16 protein-coding genes are annotated in these 18652 nt (G+C 68.0%); 7 read left to right on the forward strand and 9 right to left on the reverse strand.

Going from position 1 to position 18652, the window contains the following annotated elements; all coding sequences use genetic code 11:
• Window positions 1-22: 22 nt before the first annotated feature.
• The 3 genes from ABD683_RS09740 to ABD683_RS09750 are packed head-to-tail and all read right to left on the reverse strand — an operon-like array spanning window position 23 to window position 3461.
• Complete coding sequence (locus ABD683_RS09740; protein ID WP_344769480.1) at window positions 23-1645, reverse strand: long-chain-fatty-acid--CoA ligase; 1623 nt, start codon at window positions 1643-1645, stop codon at window positions 23-25.
• Entirely contained in the window at window positions 1645-2694 is a 1050-nt protein-coding gene (locus tag ABD683_RS09745; protein WP_344769482.1) for an NAD(P)H-dependent amine dehydrogenase family protein, read from the reverse strand. The genes ABD683_RS09740 and ABD683_RS09745 overlap by 1 nt, the downstream gene beginning before the upstream one ends.
• Window positions 2691-3461, reverse strand: a complete 771-nt coding sequence (locus ABD683_RS09750; RefSeq protein WP_344769484.1) for an SDR family oxidoreductase — start codon at window positions 3459-3461, stop codon at window positions 2691-2693. The genes ABD683_RS09745 and ABD683_RS09750 overlap by 4 nt, the downstream gene beginning before the upstream one ends.
• Window positions 3462-3617: 156 nt before the next feature.
• Between ABD683_RS09750 and ABD683_RS09755 the strand changes: the two genes are divergently transcribed.
• Both ABD683_RS09755 and ABD683_RS09760 read left to right on the forward strand, forming a co-directional pair.
• The gene (locus ABD683_RS09755) at window positions 3618-5354 is read left to right on the forward strand and encodes a class I adenylate-forming enzyme family protein (RefSeq protein ID WP_344769486.1); all 1737 of its coding nucleotides are present in this window, start codon (window positions 3618-3620) and stop codon (window positions 5352-5354) included.
• Window positions 5351-5755: a nuclear transport factor 2 family protein gene (locus ABD683_RS09760; protein WP_344769488.1), complete on the forward strand. Its 405-nt coding sequence runs from the start codon at window positions 5351-5353 to the stop codon at window positions 5753-5755. Before ABD683_RS09755 ends, ABD683_RS09760 begins: the two co-directional genes overlap by 4 nt.
• Window positions 5756-5941: 186 nt before the next feature.
• On the opposite strand, the gene ABD683_RS09765 is transcribed toward ABD683_RS09760, so the two are convergent.
• Genes ABD683_RS09765 through ABD683_RS09775 form a run of 3 tightly spaced genes read right to left on the reverse strand, consistent with a single transcriptional unit; the run spans window position 5942 to window position 8598 of the window.
• Complete coding sequence (locus tag ABD683_RS09765) at window positions 5942-6808, reverse strand: enoyl-CoA hydratase-related protein (protein ID WP_344769489.1); 867 nt, start codon at window positions 6806-6808, stop codon at window positions 5942-5944.
• 13 nt (window positions 6809-6821) lie between these two features.
• On the reverse strand, window positions 6822-7787 hold the full coding sequence (locus ABD683_RS09770; RefSeq protein ID WP_344769491.1) for an NAD(P)H-dependent flavin oxidoreductase: 966 nt from the start codon (window positions 7785-7787) through the stop codon (window positions 6822-6824).
• Window positions 7788-7803: 16 nt separating this feature from the next.
• Window positions 7804-8598 carry an enoyl-CoA hydratase-related protein gene (locus tag ABD683_RS09775; RefSeq protein WP_344769493.1) on the reverse strand — a complete coding sequence of 265 codons (795 nt, stop codon included), beginning with the start codon at window positions 8596-8598 and terminating at the stop codon, window positions 7804-7806.
• A 262-nt stretch (window positions 8599-8860) separates the two neighbouring features.
• Here ABD683_RS09775 and ABD683_RS09780 point away from each other — a divergent pair, with 262 nt between their 5' ends.
• Genes ABD683_RS09780 through ABD683_RS09790 form a run of 3 tightly spaced genes read left to right on the forward strand, consistent with a single transcriptional unit; the run spans window position 8861 to window position 12116 of the window.
• Window positions 8861-10576: a class I adenylate-forming enzyme family protein gene (locus ABD683_RS09780; protein ID WP_344769495.1), complete on the forward strand. Its 1716-nt coding sequence runs from the start codon at window positions 8861-8863 to the stop codon at window positions 10574-10576.
• Window positions 10577-10584: 8 nt separating this feature from the next.
• Window positions 10585-11307 (forward strand): VOC family protein, encoded by a 723-nt coding sequence (locus ABD683_RS09785; protein ID WP_344769497.1) that lies wholly within the window; start codon window positions 10585-10587, stop codon window positions 11305-11307.
• Entirely contained in the window at window positions 11304-12116 is an 813-nt protein-coding gene (locus ABD683_RS09790) for an enoyl-CoA hydratase/isomerase family protein (RefSeq protein ID WP_344769499.1), read from the forward strand. The genes ABD683_RS09785 and ABD683_RS09790 overlap by 4 nt, the downstream gene beginning before the upstream one ends.
• On the opposite strand, the gene ABD683_RS09795 is transcribed toward ABD683_RS09790, so the two are convergent.
• Complete coding sequence (locus tag ABD683_RS09795) at window positions 12103-13710, reverse strand: AMP-binding protein (RefSeq protein ID WP_344769501.1); 1608 nt, start codon at window positions 13708-13710, stop codon at window positions 12103-12105. The two genes, ABD683_RS09790 and ABD683_RS09795, sit on opposite strands and share 14 nt — an antisense overlap.
• 92 nt (window positions 13711-13802) lie before the next feature.
• On the opposite strand from ABD683_RS09795, the gene ABD683_RS09800 reads away from it, so the two are divergent.
• Window positions 13803-14027 (forward strand): acyl-CoA carboxylase biotin carboxyl carrier protein subunit, encoded by a 225-nt coding sequence (locus tag ABD683_RS09800; RefSeq protein WP_344769504.1) that lies wholly within the window; start codon window positions 13803-13805, stop codon window positions 14025-14027.
• Window positions 14024-15571, forward strand: a complete 1548-nt coding sequence (locus ABD683_RS09805; RefSeq protein ID WP_344769507.1) for an acyl-CoA carboxylase subunit beta — start codon at window positions 14024-14026, stop codon at window positions 15569-15571. Before ABD683_RS09800 ends, ABD683_RS09805 begins: the two co-directional genes overlap by 4 nt.
• Here the strand turns inward: ABD683_RS09805 and ABD683_RS09810 are convergent.
• Together ABD683_RS09810 and ABD683_RS09815 are read right to left on the reverse strand one after the other, a co-directional pair.
• The gene (locus ABD683_RS09810; protein WP_344769509.1) at window positions 15568-17112 is read right to left on the reverse strand and encodes an acyl-CoA synthetase; all 1545 of its coding nucleotides are present in this window, start codon (window positions 17110-17112) and stop codon (window positions 15568-15570) included. The genes ABD683_RS09805 and ABD683_RS09810 overlap by 4 nt on opposite strands.
• 13 nt (window positions 17113-17125) lie before the next feature.
• Window positions 17126-18643 carry a carotenoid oxygenase family protein gene (locus tag ABD683_RS09815; protein WP_344769511.1) on the reverse strand — a complete coding sequence of 506 codons (1518 nt, stop codon included), beginning with the start codon at window positions 18641-18643 and terminating at the stop codon, window positions 17126-17128.
• Window positions 18644-18652 lie beyond the last annotated feature (9 nt).

Raw genomic sequence — 18652 nt, forward strand, 5'->3', positions numbered from 1 at the left:
GCTTGCTCGATGGACCGTGACGTCAGCGGCCGCCGTGGTCGGCGCGCAACTGGGTCTTGAGGAGCTTGCCGCTGGCGTTGAGGGGTAGGGCGTCGACGAACGAGACCCTCGTCGGAGCCTTGAAATGGGCCATCTGGTCTCGGGCCCACGCGATGATCTCGGCCTCGGTCGCCGACTGGCCCTCGGCGAGGACGACGACGGCGATCGGCACCTCGGTCCATCGCTCGTCGGGTACGCCGACGACGGCGGCCTGGGCAATTGCGGGGTGGCCGGTGAGGATGCTCTCGACCTCGGCCGGATAGACGTTCTCACCGCCCGAGACGATCATGTCCTTGATCCGGTCGTGCAGGTAGAGATAGCCGTCGGCGTCGAACGAGCCGCCGTCACCGGAGCGGAGCCAGCCGTCGGGCGTGATGGATGCAGCGGTCGCGTCCTCGTTGCGCCAGTAGCGCCTCATGACGTGACCGCCGCCGATCAGCACCTCGCCGCGCTCGCCGACTGGAAGGTCCTCCAGCGTCTCGGGGTCGACGATGCGTACGGGCACATTGGGCATCGGACGGCCGACCGACCGCAGGCGATGCGTCGTGCCACCGCTGACGGCGTGGTCCTCCGGCAACAGGATCGTGACGCCTCCGGTCGACTCGGTGAGGCCGTAGCTCTGGAGGAACTTGCACCCCAGCAGCTCCGTCGCCTCGCGCAGCACGGGCTCGGGCATGGGTGCTGCGCCGTAGATCATGTAGCGCAGGTGCGACCAGTCAGCCTCGCGCACCTCGGGCAGGGCGATCAGGAACTGGATGACGGTGGGCACGGCCACCGCGTGGGTCACCTTGTCCTCCTGCAGGATCTGGCAGAGATCGGCGGGGGACGTCGGATTGCGCAGCAGCAGTGCGCTGCCGTTGAGGGTGCTGACCATGGCGAGCCCCAGCCCCGAGACGTGGAAGAACGGTACGGGCGCCAGCGCCACCGCCGTCGTGTCGAGCTCCAGCAGGTAGTGCATCGCGGCGAGCGCCTGGCCGAGGTTCGCGCCGGTGAGCTCGATGCCCTTGGGCCGCCCCGTCGTGCCGGAGCTGTAGAACATCAGCGCGGTGTCGTCTGGATCGCGGGAGTAGCCGGGGTCGTCATCGCTGACGCCGGAGAGCCAGTCGTCGTACGCGACACTGCCCGGTCCGGCCGCCACCGTCACGACGGTGCGCACCGAGGAGATGGCGGCGGCCGCCTGGGCGAGGCGCTCCTGCTCACGGCCGAGCACCACGACGGTGGGCTCTCCGTTGCCCAGGATGTACTCGATCTCGGGCACTGCCAGGCGGAAGTTGAGTGCCGTGGGGATCGCGCCCATCTTCGAGGCGCCATAGAGGACGGCGAGGAACGAGGGAGCGTTCTCACCGATGTAGGAGACGCGATCGCCCGGGACGACGCCGTCGCGGAGCAGCGCCTGCGCCACCCGGTTGGCCTCGCGATCCAGCTCGGCGAACGAGGTGACTCCGTCGGGCGTGATGACGGCGGGCAGGTCCGGAGTGGCAGCCGCGCGCTTGCGGAGGATGTCCTCCAGCCGCTCGACCCGGGTGCCGTCTGGATGCAACGAGTAGTGCGGATCGAGGTACTCCGGAGGAGTCGGTACGACGACCTGGCCAACCTGCTCGGTCATCACCGATCGGCCCTGAAGGGTGCGAAGACGGGCGGCTCGAAGATTCCGGCGGGCGCTGCGACGACGTGCTCGATGGCGGCCAGTGCCGGACCGGCCGTGATGTACTGGCCCGCTGTCGTACGGCTGCCCGGTTCGTCGGGCTCGACCAGGTTGAGGGTCACCACCATCTCGGGCTTGCCGTGGATGTGGATCGTCCACTCGTCGCGGCCGGCGTACTGCTCGAGCTCGGGTTCCATCGTCCAGATGATCGCCAGGGTGATGAACGGCGTGCCGTCGACGATGGCGTGCCAGCGCCACTCGGTGCTGCCCACGGTGCCGGCGGCGATGTGTCCCGCGGCGACCTCGAGGTCGCGACTGGCAGGGACGACCTTGTGGTCGGGCTTGATCTCGTCGTACGTCACGCCCATGCGCTCGCACATGAACGCGATCGTCTCGAGGTAGAGCGAGGCATACAGGGTGGGCAGTGGCCCGGTGCCGTCGAGGGTGGCGGGGTCGGAGCCCATCCCCATGACGGTGAACGCGAAGTCGGGATCCGGCATGCGTCTGGCGTCGAGCACCTCGTCGATCGTGATGCGGTCGACCGACATGCTCGCACCGGTCAGCCCGAGAGCCAGGCGCTCGCCGATGATGCCGGGGCTCACGCCGATGCCGAACAACGTGCTGTTGCCCTCGTGGCATGCGTCGAGGAACATCTGCTCGCGCGCCGAGCCGTGGGCCCGCGGGAAGTGCTGGCCGGCGGTGGTGATGACGTTGATGCCCGCTCGCAGCAGGGTCAGCAGCTGCTCGTCGTGCTTCTCGTACGGAACCTGGAGGCGTGGTGCATGCATGACGACCTGCGGCCTGGTCGCGATCAGCTCGTCGAGGTCGCGGGTCGCGATGACCCCGGTGGTCTCGCGGCGGGCGATGTCACCGGCGTCGCGGCCGACCTTCTTGTCGCCGTAGACGTACAAGCCCACGAGCTCGAGGTCGGGTCGGTCGATGACGCCGCGCAGGATCGTCTTGCCGACGGCGCCGGTCGCCCACTGCGCGACGCGGATCGGACCGGTCATGCTTTCGTGCTCAGCTCGGTCACGAACAGGAGCTTGCCGAGGCCGCGCTCGTAGCGGATCGGGTCGCGAGCCAGGCGGGCGCGGGACTCGATCGCCATGCGATCGGTGTCAGTGGTCCACTCGCCGCGTGACATCGCCTTGAGTCCGGCGATTGCGATGTCGCGTGGGTCCTCCTTCTGTCCCTCCACGTGGGCGGCCATCCGGGTGTCGACCGAACCCACGATGAGGGAGGTGACAGATATGCCGTCCGGCTCTAGCTCTGCCCGGGCGATGCCGCCGAGGTAGAGAGCGGCGGCCTTGGCGGGTGAGTAGCCGCCCATGAAGGCCGTCGGCGCGATGGCGGCGACCGAGAGGACGTTGACGATCGAGCCGCCGCCGTTGGCGGCGATCACGGGAGCGAACGCGCGGATCGTGGCCAGCGGCGCGAAGTAGTTGACCTCCATCTCGTTGCGGGCGGCGTCAGGATCCTGTGCCTTCACGAGCCGGTCCTGCGCATGCAGCCCGGCGTTGTTGATCAGGACATTGGCGTCGGAGCAGTGCGCGGCAGCAGCGGCGATGTCGTCGGCGCTGGTGACCTCGAGCTGCACGATCTCGGCCCCGGTCGCCTTCAGCTCGGGCGTCACGTCGGAGGTGTCGCGCACGCCGGCGTACACCGTGGCGGCTCCCCGGGCGAGCGCTTCCTGCACGAATGCCAGTCCGATTCCCCGGTTGGCGCCGGTCACGACGATGCGGGCGCCCTCGACGGGTGCCCCCCTCAGATCACTCATGCCACTACTCCCGTTCCAGGTGCCTCACGCGGTCGTTGACGACTCGCACTGTTTACTGTAGTAAGGTGTATCACACTGCTAACTGAAGTGTCACGAGTCGTGAGCGGTTCCACAACCACTCCTCGGGGCACTGGCGCACAGGTCACAGGAGTCGACATGACGAGCACACGGGGACTTCATCCCGCAGACAAGGTGAAGGACTATCGGGAACGGGGATGGTGGACCGACGAGACCGTCGACCAGCTGTTCCGCCACCAGGTGGAGACACGCGGCGAGGAGCTGGCGGTGGTCGATCCGGCCAACCGCGTTGACCTCACGGGCAGTGCTCCGCGTCGGCTCACGTGGAACCAGGTCGACTCCGAGTCGACGTTCCTGGCCGACCAGCTGCTCGAGCTGGGCCTGCGACGCGGCGACGTCCTCGGCGTACAGATCCCCAACACGATCGAGCTGGTCGAGGTCTACATCGCCGCCTGGATGCTCGGCATCATCGTGTCGCCGCTGCCCATGCAGTACCGCGAGAACGAGATCGTCGGCATGGCGACGCAGGCGCAGTTCAAGGCGTTCGTCACGGTGCCCCAGTTCGGCAACCGCTCACCCGTCGACGACATCCACGCGGCCCGTGAGCTGCTGCCATCCGTCAAGGACGTGATCGCGTACGGCCCCGCCGAGGAGATCGCATCAGCGCTGCCGGGCGGTGTCCGGCATGTAGCGCCCACCGCCGCGAGCCTGGAGCAGCGGGCGAGGGTCGAGTCGCACGTCGCCGCGGATCCCAACGACCCCAACGACTGTCTCACGATCTGCTGGACGTCTGGAACCGAGAGCGAGCCCAAGGGTGTGCCGCGATGCCACTACGACTGGATCGCGATCAGCTGGGCGACCGTCGAGGTGCCGGCGATCGTGCCCGAGGACGTGCTGCTCAACCCGTTCCCGATGGTCAACATGGCCGGCATCAACGGCATGTTCCTTCCGTGGCTGCGAGTGGGCTGCGTCCTGGTGCAGCACCATCCGTTCGACCTGCCCACCTTCCTCGGGCAGATCGCCGCGGAGCGGGCCACGTACACGGTTGCCCCGCCGGCGCTGCTCTGGATGCTCCTGCACAACGAGGAGCTCCTGGCCAAGATCGACCTGAGCAGCCTGACCCGCATCGGCTCCGGATCGGTGCCGCTGCAACCCGTCATGGTGCGCGGCTGGCAGGAGAAGTTCGGCATCGGGGTCATCAACTTCTTCGGCTCCAACGAGGGCATCGGCCTGCTGTCGAGCCCCGAGGACTTCCCCGATCCCGACGATCGTGCCCAGTACTTCCCGCGCTACGGCACCGAAGGCATCAAGTGGTCGGGGCGCGTCTCGGAGTGGATCGACGTACGCCTGGTCGACGTCACGACAGGTGAGGACATCAACGAGCCCGGGCGAAGCGGCGAGCTCCGGCTCACTGGTCCGACCGTCTTTGCCGGCTACCTGCATGGCGAGAACCGTCCGAGCCCGTTCGACGAACGGGGCTACCTCAAGACGGGTGACCTGTTCGAGATCGCCGGTGACCGCAACCAGTACCTCCACTACCTGGACCGCGCGAAGGACCTGATCATCCGTGGCGGCATGAACATCGCACCCGTCGAGCTCGAGGGTCTGATCGGCGACCACCCCGCGGTGGTCGACGTCGCCGTGGTCGGCGACCCGGACGAGGTGCTCGGCGAGCGCATCGCCGCCGTCGTCACGCTGGCGCCCGGCACGACGCTCACGCTCGAGGAGCTCGTCGAGTTCCTGCGAGGCAAGAAGATCGCCTCGTTCAAGCTGCCAGAACGACTCGAGATCCGCGACGAGATGCCGCGCAACCCGGTCGGCAAGATCCTGAAGCGCGAGCTGCGCCAGACCACCAACGAAGGAGCCACCGCATGAGCACCATGACCGATGCAGAGAAGCTGGACCTCTCGCAGCAGATGTTCGACGCCTGGGACAGCCTCGACTGGGACCGCGTGGTCCACCTGTTCGCCGAGGACGGAGTGCTGCACAGCGTCATGCAGGAGCCCGTCGTCGGCCGGGCGGCGATCGCCGAGCGCATGGGCATCCTCGGCGCCAAGGCCGAACGCCTCAAGCTGCACATCAAGGCCATCGGCATCATCGACGGCCGAGTCTTCGTCGAGCGCGTCGACGACTTCGACTACGACGGCCACCACGGTGAGGTTCCCGTCGTCGGCATCATGCGCATGGACGGCGGCAAGATCACCGAGTGGCTCGAGTACTACGACCGCCCGACGCTGCTCGCCGGCATGGGCATCACGGACGACTTCGGCCACTGAGTCCCTAGATTCCCAGCAGGACCCTCGTTTCTGGCACTTCACCCTTGTTGCATCAAGGGTGGAGTGCCAGATTCCTGTCAGCGGATGGCAGATTCGAGGGACCTGCTGGGATCTTGACCACTGTCAAGCGGACGCCAGATTCGAGGGACCTCCTGGGAATCCGGCCCCCCGGACAGGGTCCCGGCGTCAGCCCTGGGTGAACGAGGGTTCTTCCCACCAGGGGTATGACGTCGGCTCGTTGCCGGGCAGCTGTCCGGGGAACTGCGGCGGGCGCTTCTCCAGGAATGACGTGATGCCCTCGACGACGTCGGGGGTCGTGCCGAGCTCGTAGTTGATCCGCGAGTCGATGCGGTGCGCGTCCATCGGGTGGTCCGACCCGACGAAGCGCCACAGCATCTGCCGGATCATGCCTACTGCGACGGGTGAGGCGTTGTCGGCGATCTCGCGGGCCAGCGCGTACGCCGCCGGGAGCAGGTCCTCGTCGGTGTGGACGCTGCGTACGAGGCCCGACTCGAGCGCCTCGGCCGACGACACCATGCGGCCGGTGTAGAACCACTCGGCGGCCTTGCTGATGCCGACCTTCTTGGGCAGGAACCACGTCGAGCACGCCTCGGGGACGATGCCGCGCTTGGCGAACACGAACCCGAAGCGGGCCGACTCGGCCGCCAGGATGAAGTCCATCGGCAGCAGCATCGTGGCGCCGAGTCCGGCGGCGACGCCGTTGACGGCGCCGATCACGGGCTTGGTCGACTCGAAGATCTTGAGCGTGATGAGCCCGCCACCGTCGCGGAACTCGTCGATCTCGTCGCCCCAGCCGGCCTCGTCGGAGTCGAACGTCTTGGAGCCACCGGAGAGGTCGGCGCCCACGCAGTACGTCTTGCCGCGACCGGTCACCACGACGACGCGTACGTCGGGGTCGGCGTTGGTCTCGGCGAACACCTCGGGGAGCTCGTCGAGCATGACCTTGTCGATGGAGTTGAGCTTGTCGGGGCGGTTGAGCTCGATCGTCGCGATGTGGTCGGCGACGTTGAGGACGAGGGTCTCGTAGGTCATGACGGTTCCTTGTTCAGACGGAGGTGAGGCCGAGCCCCGCGAAGCGCTCGTGCGCCGAACGGTACTCGCGCTCGAGTCTGTCGACGACCGCGCTGACGGGCTCGATCGCACGGATCGTGTGCAGTCCCTGGCCCGCGGCCCAGATGTCCTTCCACCGCTTGTTGGGCGATGACGCGGAGTTGTAGTCGCGAGCGGTTGGTGCCACCAGGTTGTCGGGGTCGAGGCCGTTGGCGATGAGGCTGGGGCGCAGCCACGAGGCATCCGTGCCGGTGATGCCGGCGCTGACGATCAGGTCGTCCGGGCCATGGTCGACGATCATCTGCTTGTACGCCTCGGGTGCGAGGCTCTCGACCGTCGGCAGGAACCGGGTGCCCATGTAGACGAGGTCCGCGCCGGCAGCGATGGCGCCGGCCACGCCGTAGCCGTCGCTGATGCCGCCGCCGACCGTGATGATGCCGTCGAACGTGTCACGTACTGCGGAGATGAAGGCGAACGGCGACAGGTGCCCGGTGTGTCCGCCGGCGCCGCTGGACACGCACGCCATACCGTCGACACCGATCGCTGCGGCCTTGGCAGCGAGCTTGAGGCTGACGACGTCGGCGATGACCAATCCGCCGTAGCCCTTGACGACGTCCATGACGGGCGCAGGTGATCCGAGGGCCGTGATGACGATCGGTGGCTGGTGCTGCGCGACCAGCTTGAGGTCGTCGGCCAGGCGTTCGTTGGTGCTGTGTGTCACCAGGTTGACTGCCCACGGCGCGATGATCGCGTGGGGGTCGGCGTCGGCCGCCGTGCCCAGCGACTCACGGATCGTGCCCATCCAGCGGTCGAGCTCCTCGGGCGTACGGCAGTTGGGCGCCGGGAACGCGCCGACGATGCCCGAGGTGCACGCCGCCACGACGAGGTCGGGGCCGGAGATCAGGAACATCGGTGCCGCCACCACCGGGAGGCGGAGCGGTTGGCGCAGTGGGCTGATCATGGTGTCCTTCAGGTCATCAGAGCGGGCGGGAGATTCCACGGAACTGGGGAGCGCGGCGCTCGGTGAAGCTCGCAACTCCTTCGCGGAAGTCGTCGGACGAGAGGAAGTCGTCGAGGATCGCGTCGGCCTCGGTGACCGTCGTGCCGAGCGTGCGCGTGTGGCTGGTCCATAGGCGCTCCTTGATGTGGGCCATCGACGTCGGGGAGCAGTGGTCTGCCATGTCGCGGGCCAGCTCCATGGCGCGATCCAGCGGTTGCGCTGCGATCTCGTGCACCACGCCGAGGCGGAGGGCCTCGGTTCCGTCGAACATCCGTCCGGTGAGCAGCAGCTCGTGGGCGACGGCGGCACCCGCAATGCGCTCGAGCAGCCATTCGCCGCCGTGCATCGCGGGCAGGCCGCGACGCGCGAAGGCGGTCGACATGCGGGCATCGGGCGAGGCGATCCGGATGTCGCACATCAGGGTCTGCACCAGGCCGATGCCGGCGCACGGTCCGCTGATCGCGGCGATCATCGGCTTGGGGATCGTGCTGGGGAACCACTCGGGCTGGACGATCTCGTCGGCGAGCGGATTGGTTGTCCCGGTCTCGGTGTAGGTGGTGAGCGCCTGGGTGTCGGCTCCGGGACAGAACGAGTCGCCGGCTCCCGTCACGACGATGACGCGGACCTCGGTGTCAGCGGCGGCAGCGGCGAGGGCGTCGTAGTAGCCCGCCTGCATGCCGACCGTCCAGGCATTGCGCCGCTCTGGACGGTTGAGGGTGATGACCGCGACGCCGTCGGAGGTGTCGACCAGGACTGGGTCGAGGTCGCTCATGCGTCGTTCACCGCGCCCGTATGGCGACTATCGTTGTTGAAGAGAGAGGCGGCAATCGCAACCTGGCTCGCCAGTTGCCTCATCGGCTTCCCTCCTCGTACGCGGGGTGATATCGGAGCAAGGATGCTCGCTCGCAGACCATTGTGCCCTGACCTTCGCCAAATGGATAGTCACTTGCTATCTAGTAGTTTTGGCTCTGCTCGTCTACGATGGGTCCGTCATGCGCGCCGGGTGCGAACATGGCATGGAGAGGTGGGGCACAGTGCAACTGTTTTCCGAGGAAGCAGCCGCCGGATTCCGGCGCGACGGTTGGTGGAGCGAACGGACCTGGTCGGACCTCCTCGACCAGCATCGCCGGGAGGTGCCCGACCGGACCTCGCTGATCGACGCGCCGAACCGTGAGACGTTCATCCAGGGTCCGCCCCGCAGGCTCACCTGGCACGAGGTCGGCGACCAGGTCGACCGACTCTCGCGGGTGCTGTACGACCACGGGGTCCGCAAGGATGTCGTGGTCGGCGTGCAGCTGCCCAACTCCGTCGAGCTCCCCATCACCCTCCTGGCGATTGCCCGCCTCGGCGCGATCGTCACCCCGTTCCCGGTCCAGTACCGCCGTCATGAGCTGCGCGGCATGGGAGAGGCCGCTGGTCTCCGGCTGTTCGTCACGGCAACGCACGCGGTCGGACGCGAGCTGGCCGCTGACGGCGTCGCCCTGGCCGAGGACGTTGAGTCGTTGGAGACCGTGCTGGCGTTCGGTGAAGGAAGCCATGAGGGCGTGGGACTGCTCGATCCCCTGATGCGCGAGGCGGATGACGACTCGCGCGAGCTCCGCTCCCACCTCGACGCTCTCCACCTGGACTCCAACGACTGCGTCACGCTGGTCTGGACCTCAGGGACCGAGGGCATCCCCAAGGGAGTGCCCCGTGCCTACGGCGACTGGGAAGTCCTGTCGGGTGCGTGCTCCCAGGCGCCGCGCCTGCACGAGGGCGATGTGCTGCTCAACCCGTTCCCCATGGTCAACGGTGGTGGCCTCGCGGGCATGTTCATGCCGTGGATCACCCTGGGCACGACGCTGGCGCAGCACCACCCGTTCGACCTCGACGTCTTCGTCAAGCAGATCGAGGACGAACGCGTCACCTACACCTGCGCTCCACCGCTGGTCCTCGACATGCTGGTGGCCGACGACGTCGCGTTCGACACCCACGACCTCTCGTCCCTGCGGGCCGTCGGCTCGGGCTCGGCTCCGCTCTCCGGCTGGATGATCGGCCGGTGGGAACGCGACCACGGCGTGGAGGTCCTCAACCTGTTCGGCTCCAACGAGGGGGGTGTCCTCTTCTCCGACCCCGACACGGTTCCCGAGCCGACCGAACGCGGACAGTTCTTCCCGAGGTACGGCATCGCTGACATGCCCTACCGGATCGACGTCGCGCAGGCGATGAGCGGACGACTCGTGAGCCTCGAGGACGGCACCGACATCACCACGCCGGGGCGTGCAGGGGAGCTGCGCCTCAAGGGTCCGACGATCTTCGCTGGCTACTGGAACAAGGGACGCCACGGATTCGACGAGGACGGCTGGTTCTGCACCGGCGACGTGTTCGAGATCAACGCGGACACCCCGTCGTACCTCAAGCACGTCGACCGCGCCAAGGACCTGATCATCCGCGGCGGCTTCAAGATCTCCGCCGCCGAGCTCGAAGGCCTGGTGATCGCCGACGAGCGCATCGCCGAGGTCGCAGCCGTGGCCATGCCCGACGACCGCCTCGGCGAACGCGTCTGCCTCTTCGTCGTTCCCCGCGAGGGCACCGCTGCGCCGACCCTCGACGAGATCATCGCGGCACTCAAGGAGAAGGAAGTGGCGACCTTCAAGTGGCCCGAACGGTTGGAGGTCGTCGAGGCGTTGCCGCGCAACGCGATCGGCAAGATCCTCAAGCGAGAGCTGCGTGCCCAGATTGCGAGCCCTGCCCAGTCCGTGACGTCCTAGGAGGAGCCATGTCCGCTGTCCCCACGATCCGGCAGGTCGTCCTGCTGGTCCCCGATCTCGACGAGGCGATCGCGCAGTGCCGCGCGGCGTTCGGCAACACCAGTGGCACACGCGATCCCGAGTCGATGGCCGAGCTCGGGTTCGTCCACGAGGTCCTGTCGTTCGGCGACACGTTCCTCGAGCTGTGCGCGCCGATGACGTCGGACTCCTCCCACGGCCGTCTGGTGGAGCGCAAGGGTGCGGTCGGCTACATGCTCGTGGTCCAGGTCGACGACCTGTCGGCCGACATCGCCCGAGCAGCTGAGCTCGGGATCGAGCCGCTGTTCGCCGAGGACTTCGAGGGCAATCGGATCTCGCAGTGGCACCCGAAGGCGTTGGGAACGCTTGCCGAGCTCGACCAAGTGGACCCCCACGACAGCTGGCACTTCGCACCACGGATCTTCGAGGCGTCATGCACCGACGTGGCCAGGGACATCGTCGGCGCCGAGCTCGCCACGCCGGATCCCGAGGCCATGGCGCAGACGTGGTCGACGATCCTCGACGTCCCGCTGTCGGACCCGACGACCCTGCCGCTGCAGGAAACGGTCCTGCGTTTCGTACGTTCTGGTGAGTCGACCGGCCTGGTGGCGGTCGATGTCGCCGCCACGGATCCGGCCAGGGTCGGCGAGTCCCTGCTGCTGTGCGGTGTCGAGTTCCGGTTCGTCGCCGACCGTACGGCGGTCCCGGCATGACTGGGCGCAGCGAAGGTACGACGAGCACGGCCGAGTTCGTCCGCTACTCCGTCGATGACGGCCTGGCGGTCATCACGATCGACCGTCCCGAGAAGCGCAACGCGCTGAGCTACGCGATGCTGGCGGCGATCCGCGACTCGGTGAAGTCCGCCGAGGACGATCCCGGCGTGCGTGCGATCGTCCTCACCGGCTCACCCGGCCAGTTCTGCGCCGGCACCGATCTCACCGAGCTCCACGACGTCGAGCCCGGCACGGATCCGGCAGACCGTACGCAGCACACCGACGGCCAGCACTGGTTCCTGCACGATGCGACCAAGCCCGTCATCGCAGCGATAGACGGGCCCGCCGCCGGCCTGGGCGTCGAGCTCGCGACACAGTGCGACTTCCGCATCGCATCGACGAGGGCGACGTTCTCGTGGATCTTCGTCAAGCGCGGTCTGGTGCCCGACACGGGCGCCGGTACGTGGCTCCTTCCGCAGCTGGTCGGGCTGCAGATGGCCAAGCGTCTCGTGTTCTCGGGCGACTTCATCCCGGCCGACGAGGCACAGCGGATCGGCTTCGTGCTCGACGTGGTCGAGCCGGACGGGCTGATGCCTGCCGCCCGCGCCCTAGCGGCCAGCGTGTCGAGCGGCTCGCCGTTCGCGATCGAGCGGGTCAAGCGGCTGCTCAACGAGTCGAGCGCCAAGGCCCGCGACGAGCACCTGGTGGCACATGTCGCGGCGATGACCGAGTGTCAGCTGTCGGACGACCACCGTGAGGGCGTCGCAGCATTCCTCGAGAAGCGTCCAGCGGTCTTCACCGGTCACTGACCTGCCGGTCCCACAGGACGCCTCCCGGCTGTCGGGCCCGCAGCTCGGCCTTCTGGACACGCAACGTCTGGGTCCTGGGCAGCTCGGCCACGATCTCGACATAGCGCGGCACCATGTACCTCGGCACCCTGCTGCTGAGGAACGACACCAGCTCGGCCGGATCGAGGGCACCCGGTGCCGACTCCACCACGACGACCTTGATCTCGTCCTCGAGCTCGTCGGCGGACACCGCGACGGCGGCGCACTCGGCGACCTGGGGATGCTGCAGCACCTCGGCCTCCACCTCGAACGAGGAGATGTTCTCGCCGCGCCGCCGGATCGTGTCCTTCATCCGGTCGACGAAGTAGTAGCGTCCCTCGGCGTCTCGGCGGAACGCGTCGCCGGTGTGGAACCAGCCGTTGCGCCATGCCCGGGCGGTGGCCTCGGGCTGGTGGAGATAGCCGGCGTTGAGCGTCCAGGGCACACCGGTTCGTACGATCAGCTCGCCGACCTCACCCGTCTCGACCTCGTTGTCCCACTCATCAACCAGCCGGGCCTCGTAGTGGGGGAAGTCAGTACGCAGGACGCCGCACGACGCAGGATCGTCGATGCCCCAGTCCTCCGTCGCGAACGGCACGCTGATCTCGGTCATGTTGTAGGCAGTCCAGGCACGAGTCCCGAAGCGGGCGTTGAACTCATCGACGCGGGGCGTGACAGGTGCCATCAGGACGTTCGTGAGCGTCGTGTCGGCGTCGTCGGCCGCCGGCTCGGCGGCGAGCAGGAAGTCCGCCATGGCGCCGACCAGCACGGTGCTGCGTATCCCGAACCGGCGGACGTCGAGCCAGAACTCGCTGAGGCTGAACGTCGGGCGGACGATCAGCTCTCCTTCCGTCAGGGCCATCGTCATGAACGCGCCCTTGGACACGACGTGGCTGGGGGAGCCCGTCGCATAGAAGCGGTCGGCACCGTCGTTGGTGGCGAACCGGATCGTCGGCACGCTGCCGGCCTGCAGCTGGGCCCATGGCACGAGCACGCCCTTGGACGGGCCGGTGGTGCCCGACGTGTAGAGCACCGAGGCGATGTCGTGGCCCTGCGGCGGCACGCGCGGCGTCTCGCCCGCGTCGGAGAGGAATGTCTCGGCGCCGACGAGTCGCGGGCCCTCGGGGAGAGGCCCCGGCGCACCGATCACGACGATGAGTCGCAGCGCAGGGAGCTCGTCCGCGACGGCCATGACCCGGTCGAGCACATCGGCGTGCACGACCAGCACCTCGACCCGCGCGTCCGTCAGCACGTGGCGCAGCACGGACCCGCGAAGCTCGACGTTGATCGGCACCTCCATGGCGTGGAGCCAGCCGGCTCCCAGCCACACGGCGTACGTGTCGGTGCCGTTGGGCAGCATCGACCCGACCGCGTCATCTGGCTGCACGCCACCGCGTTCGAGCGCGTCCGCCCAGCGGAGTGCGTCGGTGTGGAGCTGCCCGTACGTCAGGGTGCCGCCGGCGACATCGCGCAGAAATATCGTGTCGGGGGAGAGCGCGGCGCGGTGGGCGATGAGCTCCGGGGCGCTCATCAGCTCAATGCCGGAACGGGGCGTGACCTGCGGTGATGTCGTCAAGAACCCTCCAGATGAGCGTTACGCTACAGTAACGCAAGTCACTATTTCGTGCTATGGATCTGGTCTTTGGCCGGCCGACGAGAGGAATGGTCATGGATGTCGAGGTACGCAGCGAGGTCGCCGGAACGGTGACCCGGGTCCAGGTGTCGGTGGGCCAGGACATCGCCGTCGGCGGCTCGGTCGTCCATGTCGAGGCGATGAAGATGGACATCCCCGTCAGCTCACCGATCGCCGGGCTCGTGCGTGAGATCCGGGTGGCGGAGGGAGACCCAGTGGCGGAGAACCAGGTCGTCGCGATCGTGGGGGACGACACGTGAGTGAGTGGCAGCCCGAGCTCGACGAGATCGCCCGTCGGCGGGAGATCGCCGAGCGGATGGGCGGCGAGGAGAAGGTTGCCCGCCAGCACGGACGTGGCAAGAGCGACGCCAGGCAACGGATCGCCGCCCTGGTCGATGACGACTCGTTCCACGAGATCGGCGTGCTGGCGGCCAAGAGCCGCTACGTCGACGGTGAGCTCGTCGACGTCGTACCGGCGAACTTCATCACCGGCACCGCGCGCATCGAGGGCCGCAAGGTCGTGCTGGGGGTCGACGACTTCACGGTGCGCGGCGGTGCCTCGGACGGCGCGATCGTCGACAAGCAGGTCTACTCCGAGCAGATGGCGGGCGAATTGCGTCTCCCCCTGGTGCGGATGCTGGACGGCACCGGTGGTGGCGGCAGCATCCGGAGCCTGGAGGAGATGGGACGCAGCTATGTCCCGATGCTCCCCGGCTTCGAGTTCGCGATCGACAACCTCTCGGTGGTCCCCGTGGTGGCGCTCGGACTCGGTCCCGTCGCCGGCTTCGGTGCAGCTCGACTCGTGACGAGCCACTACTCCGTCATGGTGCGAGGGCTCAGCCAGACCTTTGTCGCCGGGCCGCCGGTCGTGGCCGGAGTCGGTGAGACCGTGACGAAGGAGGAGCTCGGCGGGGTCGACGTGCACGGGCCCAACGGCACGGTCGACGCGATCGTCGAGTCCGAGGAGGAGGCGTTCGCCAGCGCCAGGCGATTCCTGTCCTATCTGCCACCGTCGGTCGACGAGGTGCCGGAGCGCGGGCCCGTCACCGACGATCCGGGGCGGGCGGACGACTGGCTGGCCGATGCGATCCCGCGGGATCCGCGACAGGTCTACCGGATCCGGCCCATCATCGAGTCGCTCGTCGACCGGGGCAGCTTCTTCGAGATCGGCGCATCGTACGGTCGCTCGCTCGTCACCGGGTTCGCCCGCCTTGATGGCTGGCCCGTGGCGATCATGGCGGGCGATCCCTACATCTATGGCGGGAGCTGGACCGAGACGTCGGCGGCGAAGGCGGTCCGCTTCGTCGACCTCGCCGACACGTTCCATCTGCCGCTGGTCAACCTGGTCGACAACCCCGGCTTCATGATCGGAACGGCCGGCGAACGGGCCGGCGCGATCCGCCACGGCATGCGCGCCCTGACTGCGATCTACCAGGCCCGCATCCCGTGGTGCTCGGTGCTCCTGCGCAAGGTGTACGGCGTCGGCGGCGCCGGCCAGTCACACCATCGTCGACTCCAGCGCCGGTTCGCCTGGCCGTCGGCGCAATGGGGTTCGCTCCCGTCGTCGGGAGGGATCGAGGCTGCCTACCGCGCGGAGATCGAGGCGGCCGACGATCCCGACGAGTTCATTCGTGCCAAGCAGGATGAGGTTGCGGCACTGATGTCGCCATTTCGTACGGCTGAGGCGTTCGACATCCAGGACATCGTCGATCCGCGCGAGACCCGGTCGTTGTTGTGCGTGTTCGCGGCCGACTCCGCCAAGCTGCGCCAGCCCGGCCGGACCGCGCGTGGGCTCCGACCCTAGAGAGTAGAGAGGTAGGCGTCGCGGAGCTTCCGTTTGTAGAGCTTGCCCGCCGGCGACCGCGGCATCTCGTCGATGATGTCGACGGTCTTGGGCACCTTGTGCCGGGCGAGCCGTTCGCGCGCGTACGTTCGGAGCTCCTCGGAGATCTCCGCGGGGTCGGCGGAGGGATCGGTCGGCTGGACGACGGCCTTGACCTGCTCGCCGAACTCCTCGTCGGGGATGCCGAACACCGCGACGTCGAGCACCGAAGGGTGCTCGATCAGGACGTCCTCGATCTCTTGCGGCGAGATGTTCACGCCGCCCGAGATGATCATGTAGTCGGTGCGGTCGGTGAGATAGAGGTAGCCCTCGGGGTCGAGGTGACCGACGTCGCCGAGAGTCGTCCACGTCGGGTGCACCGGGTGGCGCGTGGCGGCTGTCTTGTCGGGCTCGTCGCGGTACTCGAAAGTGTGGTCGGCACCCTCGGTCTCGAAGTAGATCACCCCGTCGACGCCAGCAGGCTGCTCGGCGCCGGTGGGGTCACAGATGTGCACCGTGCTTCCGGGACTGGCCTTGCCGACGGAGCCGGGATGCGCCAGCCACTGCTCGGAGTCGATCAGCGTCGAGCCGTTGTCCTCGCTGCCGGCGTAGTACTCGTGGATCACCGGGCCCCACCACTCGATCATGGCGCGCTTCACGCTGGCCGGACACGGGCTGGCGCCGTGGATCGCGTACCTCAACGAGCTCAGGTCAGCGGCAGCCTTCGTCGCGTCGTCCAGGCGCAGCAGGCGGATGAACATGGTGGGTACGACGAGCGCGTGCGTCGCCCGGTAGGTGCTGATCGCGTCCAGCGCGGGCGCCGGCTCGAACTTCTCCATCAGCACGATCGTCCCGCCGATCGACGAGATCGCGGCGCACAGCGAGAGCGGTGCGGCGTGATAGAGCGGTGCGGGGCTGAGGCAGATCGTGTCGGGCGAGACGTCGTACGCCGCCGAGATCCAGATGCGCAGGGCCTCGTTGCCCTCCGAGACGTGCTTGCCGGTCAGCTCGCGGTTGATGGCCTTGGGCTGCCCGGTGCTACCCGAGCTGTAGAGCATGTGCGATCCGAGCGGCTCGTCCTCCAACGGAGCGGCCGGGTGCCCTGCGACCGCCGTGGCGTAGTCGTCGAAGCCCGGGACCGCGCCGCCGATGCTGAGCCGTACGGGCATCGGCAGGTCGGCCAGCTCCGCAGCGGTCTCGGTGAGCCGTGCGTCGATCAGCAGTGCCGACGCCTCGCAGTTCTCGACCACGTAGCGCGCCTCGCCGCCGGTGAGGTAGGCGTTGACGGGCGTGAAGTAGAGGCCCGAACGCATCGCCGCCCAGTAGACCTCCAGGAAGCGCACATGGTTGCCCAGCACCAGCGCGAGGTGGTCACCCGGCCGCAGGCCGGCCGCGTACAGCAGCTGGGCCAGGCGCTGCGACCCGTCGTCCAGCTCACGGTAGGTGAGCGCCTCACCCGTGCCGGCCATGACGACCGCAGGCTTGTCCGGGAACTGTGCGGCGTGCGCCGATGGGTAGGTCATCTGGCCGGGAGGGTCAGAGCCCGACCGCGGTGGCCGGGTCATCGACGTGGGCCCAGTCGGGAAGGTCAGAGCCGGCCGCCCAGGTCGAGTGCGTTCCGCTGGAGATGCGCTCCGGCAGCCTCAGCGTGCACACGGGGCCGACCGTGATGTCGGACGCGTCGAACACGACGCAGAACGACGCGTCCTGGTTCATGTCGGTCGTCAGCGTGATTAGGTAGCCGTCGTCCTCGGCGGCGCTGCCGACCCGCGGCGCCATGGCCGACTCGCTGCCGTAGACGTTGTCCTCGAACCGGAAGTGCTGCTCCTGGCCCGTCCAGGTGTCGTGCTTGACCAGGCCGTCGAACAGGAACCACGCCGGCTTGCTGGTGGCGGCGTACGCGTAGCGGTACTTCTGGCCTGCGTGGGAGCCATTCATCATGCCGAACTCGCTGATCGTGTCGGTCAGCGACTCCTCCTTGCACAGCCCGGTGACCATGTTGAGGCGCCAGCGGTGCAGCCGCGGCTGCATGCGGTCGTTCGCCAGGAACCGGAACGCGCGCTGCCACTTGTCACCCATGCCGTTGTCAGCCGGTGCCGGATCGCTCTCGAAGAACCCGTCGACGACGACCTCGTCGCCGTCCTCGCACGCGTTGACCCAGTGCAGGACGAATGTCGACTCGGCGTCGAACCACCGGATGTCGTCGGGCCCGCCGCGGCGAGGTATCACCCCGAGTCGCATCGGCATGTCGGGATGGAAGCGTGCTGCGTACGCACCCTGTGCCAGACCCTCCGGGTCCCAGAACAGCGGGCAGTCGTTGAGGATCGCGTAGTTCTCGGTGAACGCCATGTCGTGCGGCAGGCGTGGACCCGGCAGCGGGACGGGCGTGTAGTGGACGAGCTCGTTGTTGGCGTCGACCACGCCGTAGTTCATGTAGGGCGCCTCGGTGCTGTAGTTGAAGAACAGCATCTCGCCGGTGGCGTCGTCGATCTTGGGGTGGGCCGACACGCCCCAGTCGAACGGGAACGTGCCGCCCCAGGTCTCCTTGCCCAGCGTCTCGGCCGTCATCGGATCGACGCGGTAGAGGTCTCCGCACTGATAGAACGACGTCAGCGCGACGCCGTTGTGGACCACGACGTCGGTGCTCGACGCGTCCTTCATCCGGGTGCGCGCGCCCCAGCCGTGATCCATGAGCGACTGGCTCGGCCGCTCGGCCAGGCCTGCCCAGAGGCTCTTGCCGGCATCCTGCTCGAGGGCCAGGCCGTCGGTACGCACGAAGCGGTTGCGGTAGAACGCGGTGCCGTCGCGGAAGCCCACCACATGGACCATGCCGTCACCGTCGAACGGGTGGTAGTTCTGGATCGCGGGATGCAGCGGGTTCTCGGTGTTGCGCAGGTAGACGCCGTCGAGGTCGGTCGGGATCTCGCCCTGCACGACCTCGAGGTTGTCGGCCTTCCACTCCGTCGTCTGCGGCTGCCAGGGTCCGGTCCGGTAGGGATGGTCGTCGTCGGCCGGCAGGGTCGACAGCAGGCGTCCTACGACATCGAGGTCCATGGGACTTCT

The sequence above is a fragment of the Aeromicrobium panaciterrae genome, assembly GCF_039537165.1.
Classification (GTDB): Bacteria; Actinomycetota; Actinomycetes; order Propionibacteriales; family Nocardioidaceae; genus Aeromicrobium; species Aeromicrobium panaciterrae.

Excerpts from the sequence above, each read along its gene's own strand:
- ABD683_RS09785 (WP_344769497.1), top strand. The coding sequence starts at position 10,585 with ATGTCCGCTGTCCCCACGATCCGGCAGGTCGTCCTGCTGGTCCCCGAT.
- ABD683_RS09740 (WP_344769480.1), bottom strand. The coding sequence starts at position 1,645 with ATGACCGAGCAGGTTGGCCAGGTCGTCGTACCGACTCCTCCGGAGTAC.
- ABD683_RS09815 (WP_344769511.1), bottom strand. The coding sequence starts at position 18,643 with ATGGACCTCGATGTCGTAGGACGCCTGCTGTCGACCCTGCCGGCCGAC.
- ABD683_RS09800 (WP_344769504.1), top strand. The coding sequence starts at position 13,803 with ATGGATGTCGAGGTACGCAGCGAGGTCGCCGGAACGGTGACCCGGGTC.
- ABD683_RS09775 (WP_344769493.1), bottom strand. The coding sequence starts at position 8,598 with ATGAGCGACCTCGACCCAGTCCTGGTCGACACCTCCGACGGCGTCGCG.
- ABD683_RS09755 (WP_344769486.1), top strand. The coding sequence starts at position 3,618 with ATGACGAGCACACGGGGACTTCATCCCGCAGACAAGGTGAAGGACTAT.
- ABD683_RS09790 (WP_344769499.1), top strand. The coding sequence starts at position 11,304 with ATGACTGGGCGCAGCGAAGGTACGACGAGCACGGCCGAGTTCGTCCGC.
- ABD683_RS09765 (WP_344769489.1), bottom strand. The coding sequence starts at position 6,808 with ATGACCTACGAGACCCTCGTCCTCAACGTCGCCGACCACATCGCGACG.
- ABD683_RS09760 (WP_344769488.1), top strand. The coding sequence starts at position 5,351 with ATGAGCACCATGACCGATGCAGAGAAGCTGGACCTCTCGCAGCAGATG.
- ABD683_RS09750 (WP_344769484.1), bottom strand. The coding sequence starts at position 3,461 with ATGAGTGATCTGAGGGGGGCACCCGTCGAGGGCGCCCGCATCGTCGTG.
- ABD683_RS09810 (WP_344769509.1), bottom strand. The coding sequence starts at position 17,112 with ATGACCTACCCATCGGCGCACGCCGCACAGTTCCCGGACAAGCCTGCG.
- ABD683_RS09770 (WP_344769491.1), bottom strand. The coding sequence starts at position 7,787 with ATGATCAGCCCACTGCGCCAACCGCTCCGCCTCCCGGTGGTGGCGGCA.
- ABD683_RS09745 (WP_344769482.1), bottom strand. The coding sequence starts at position 2,694 with ATGACCGGTCCGATCCGCGTCGCGCAGTGGGCGACCGGCGCCGTCGGC.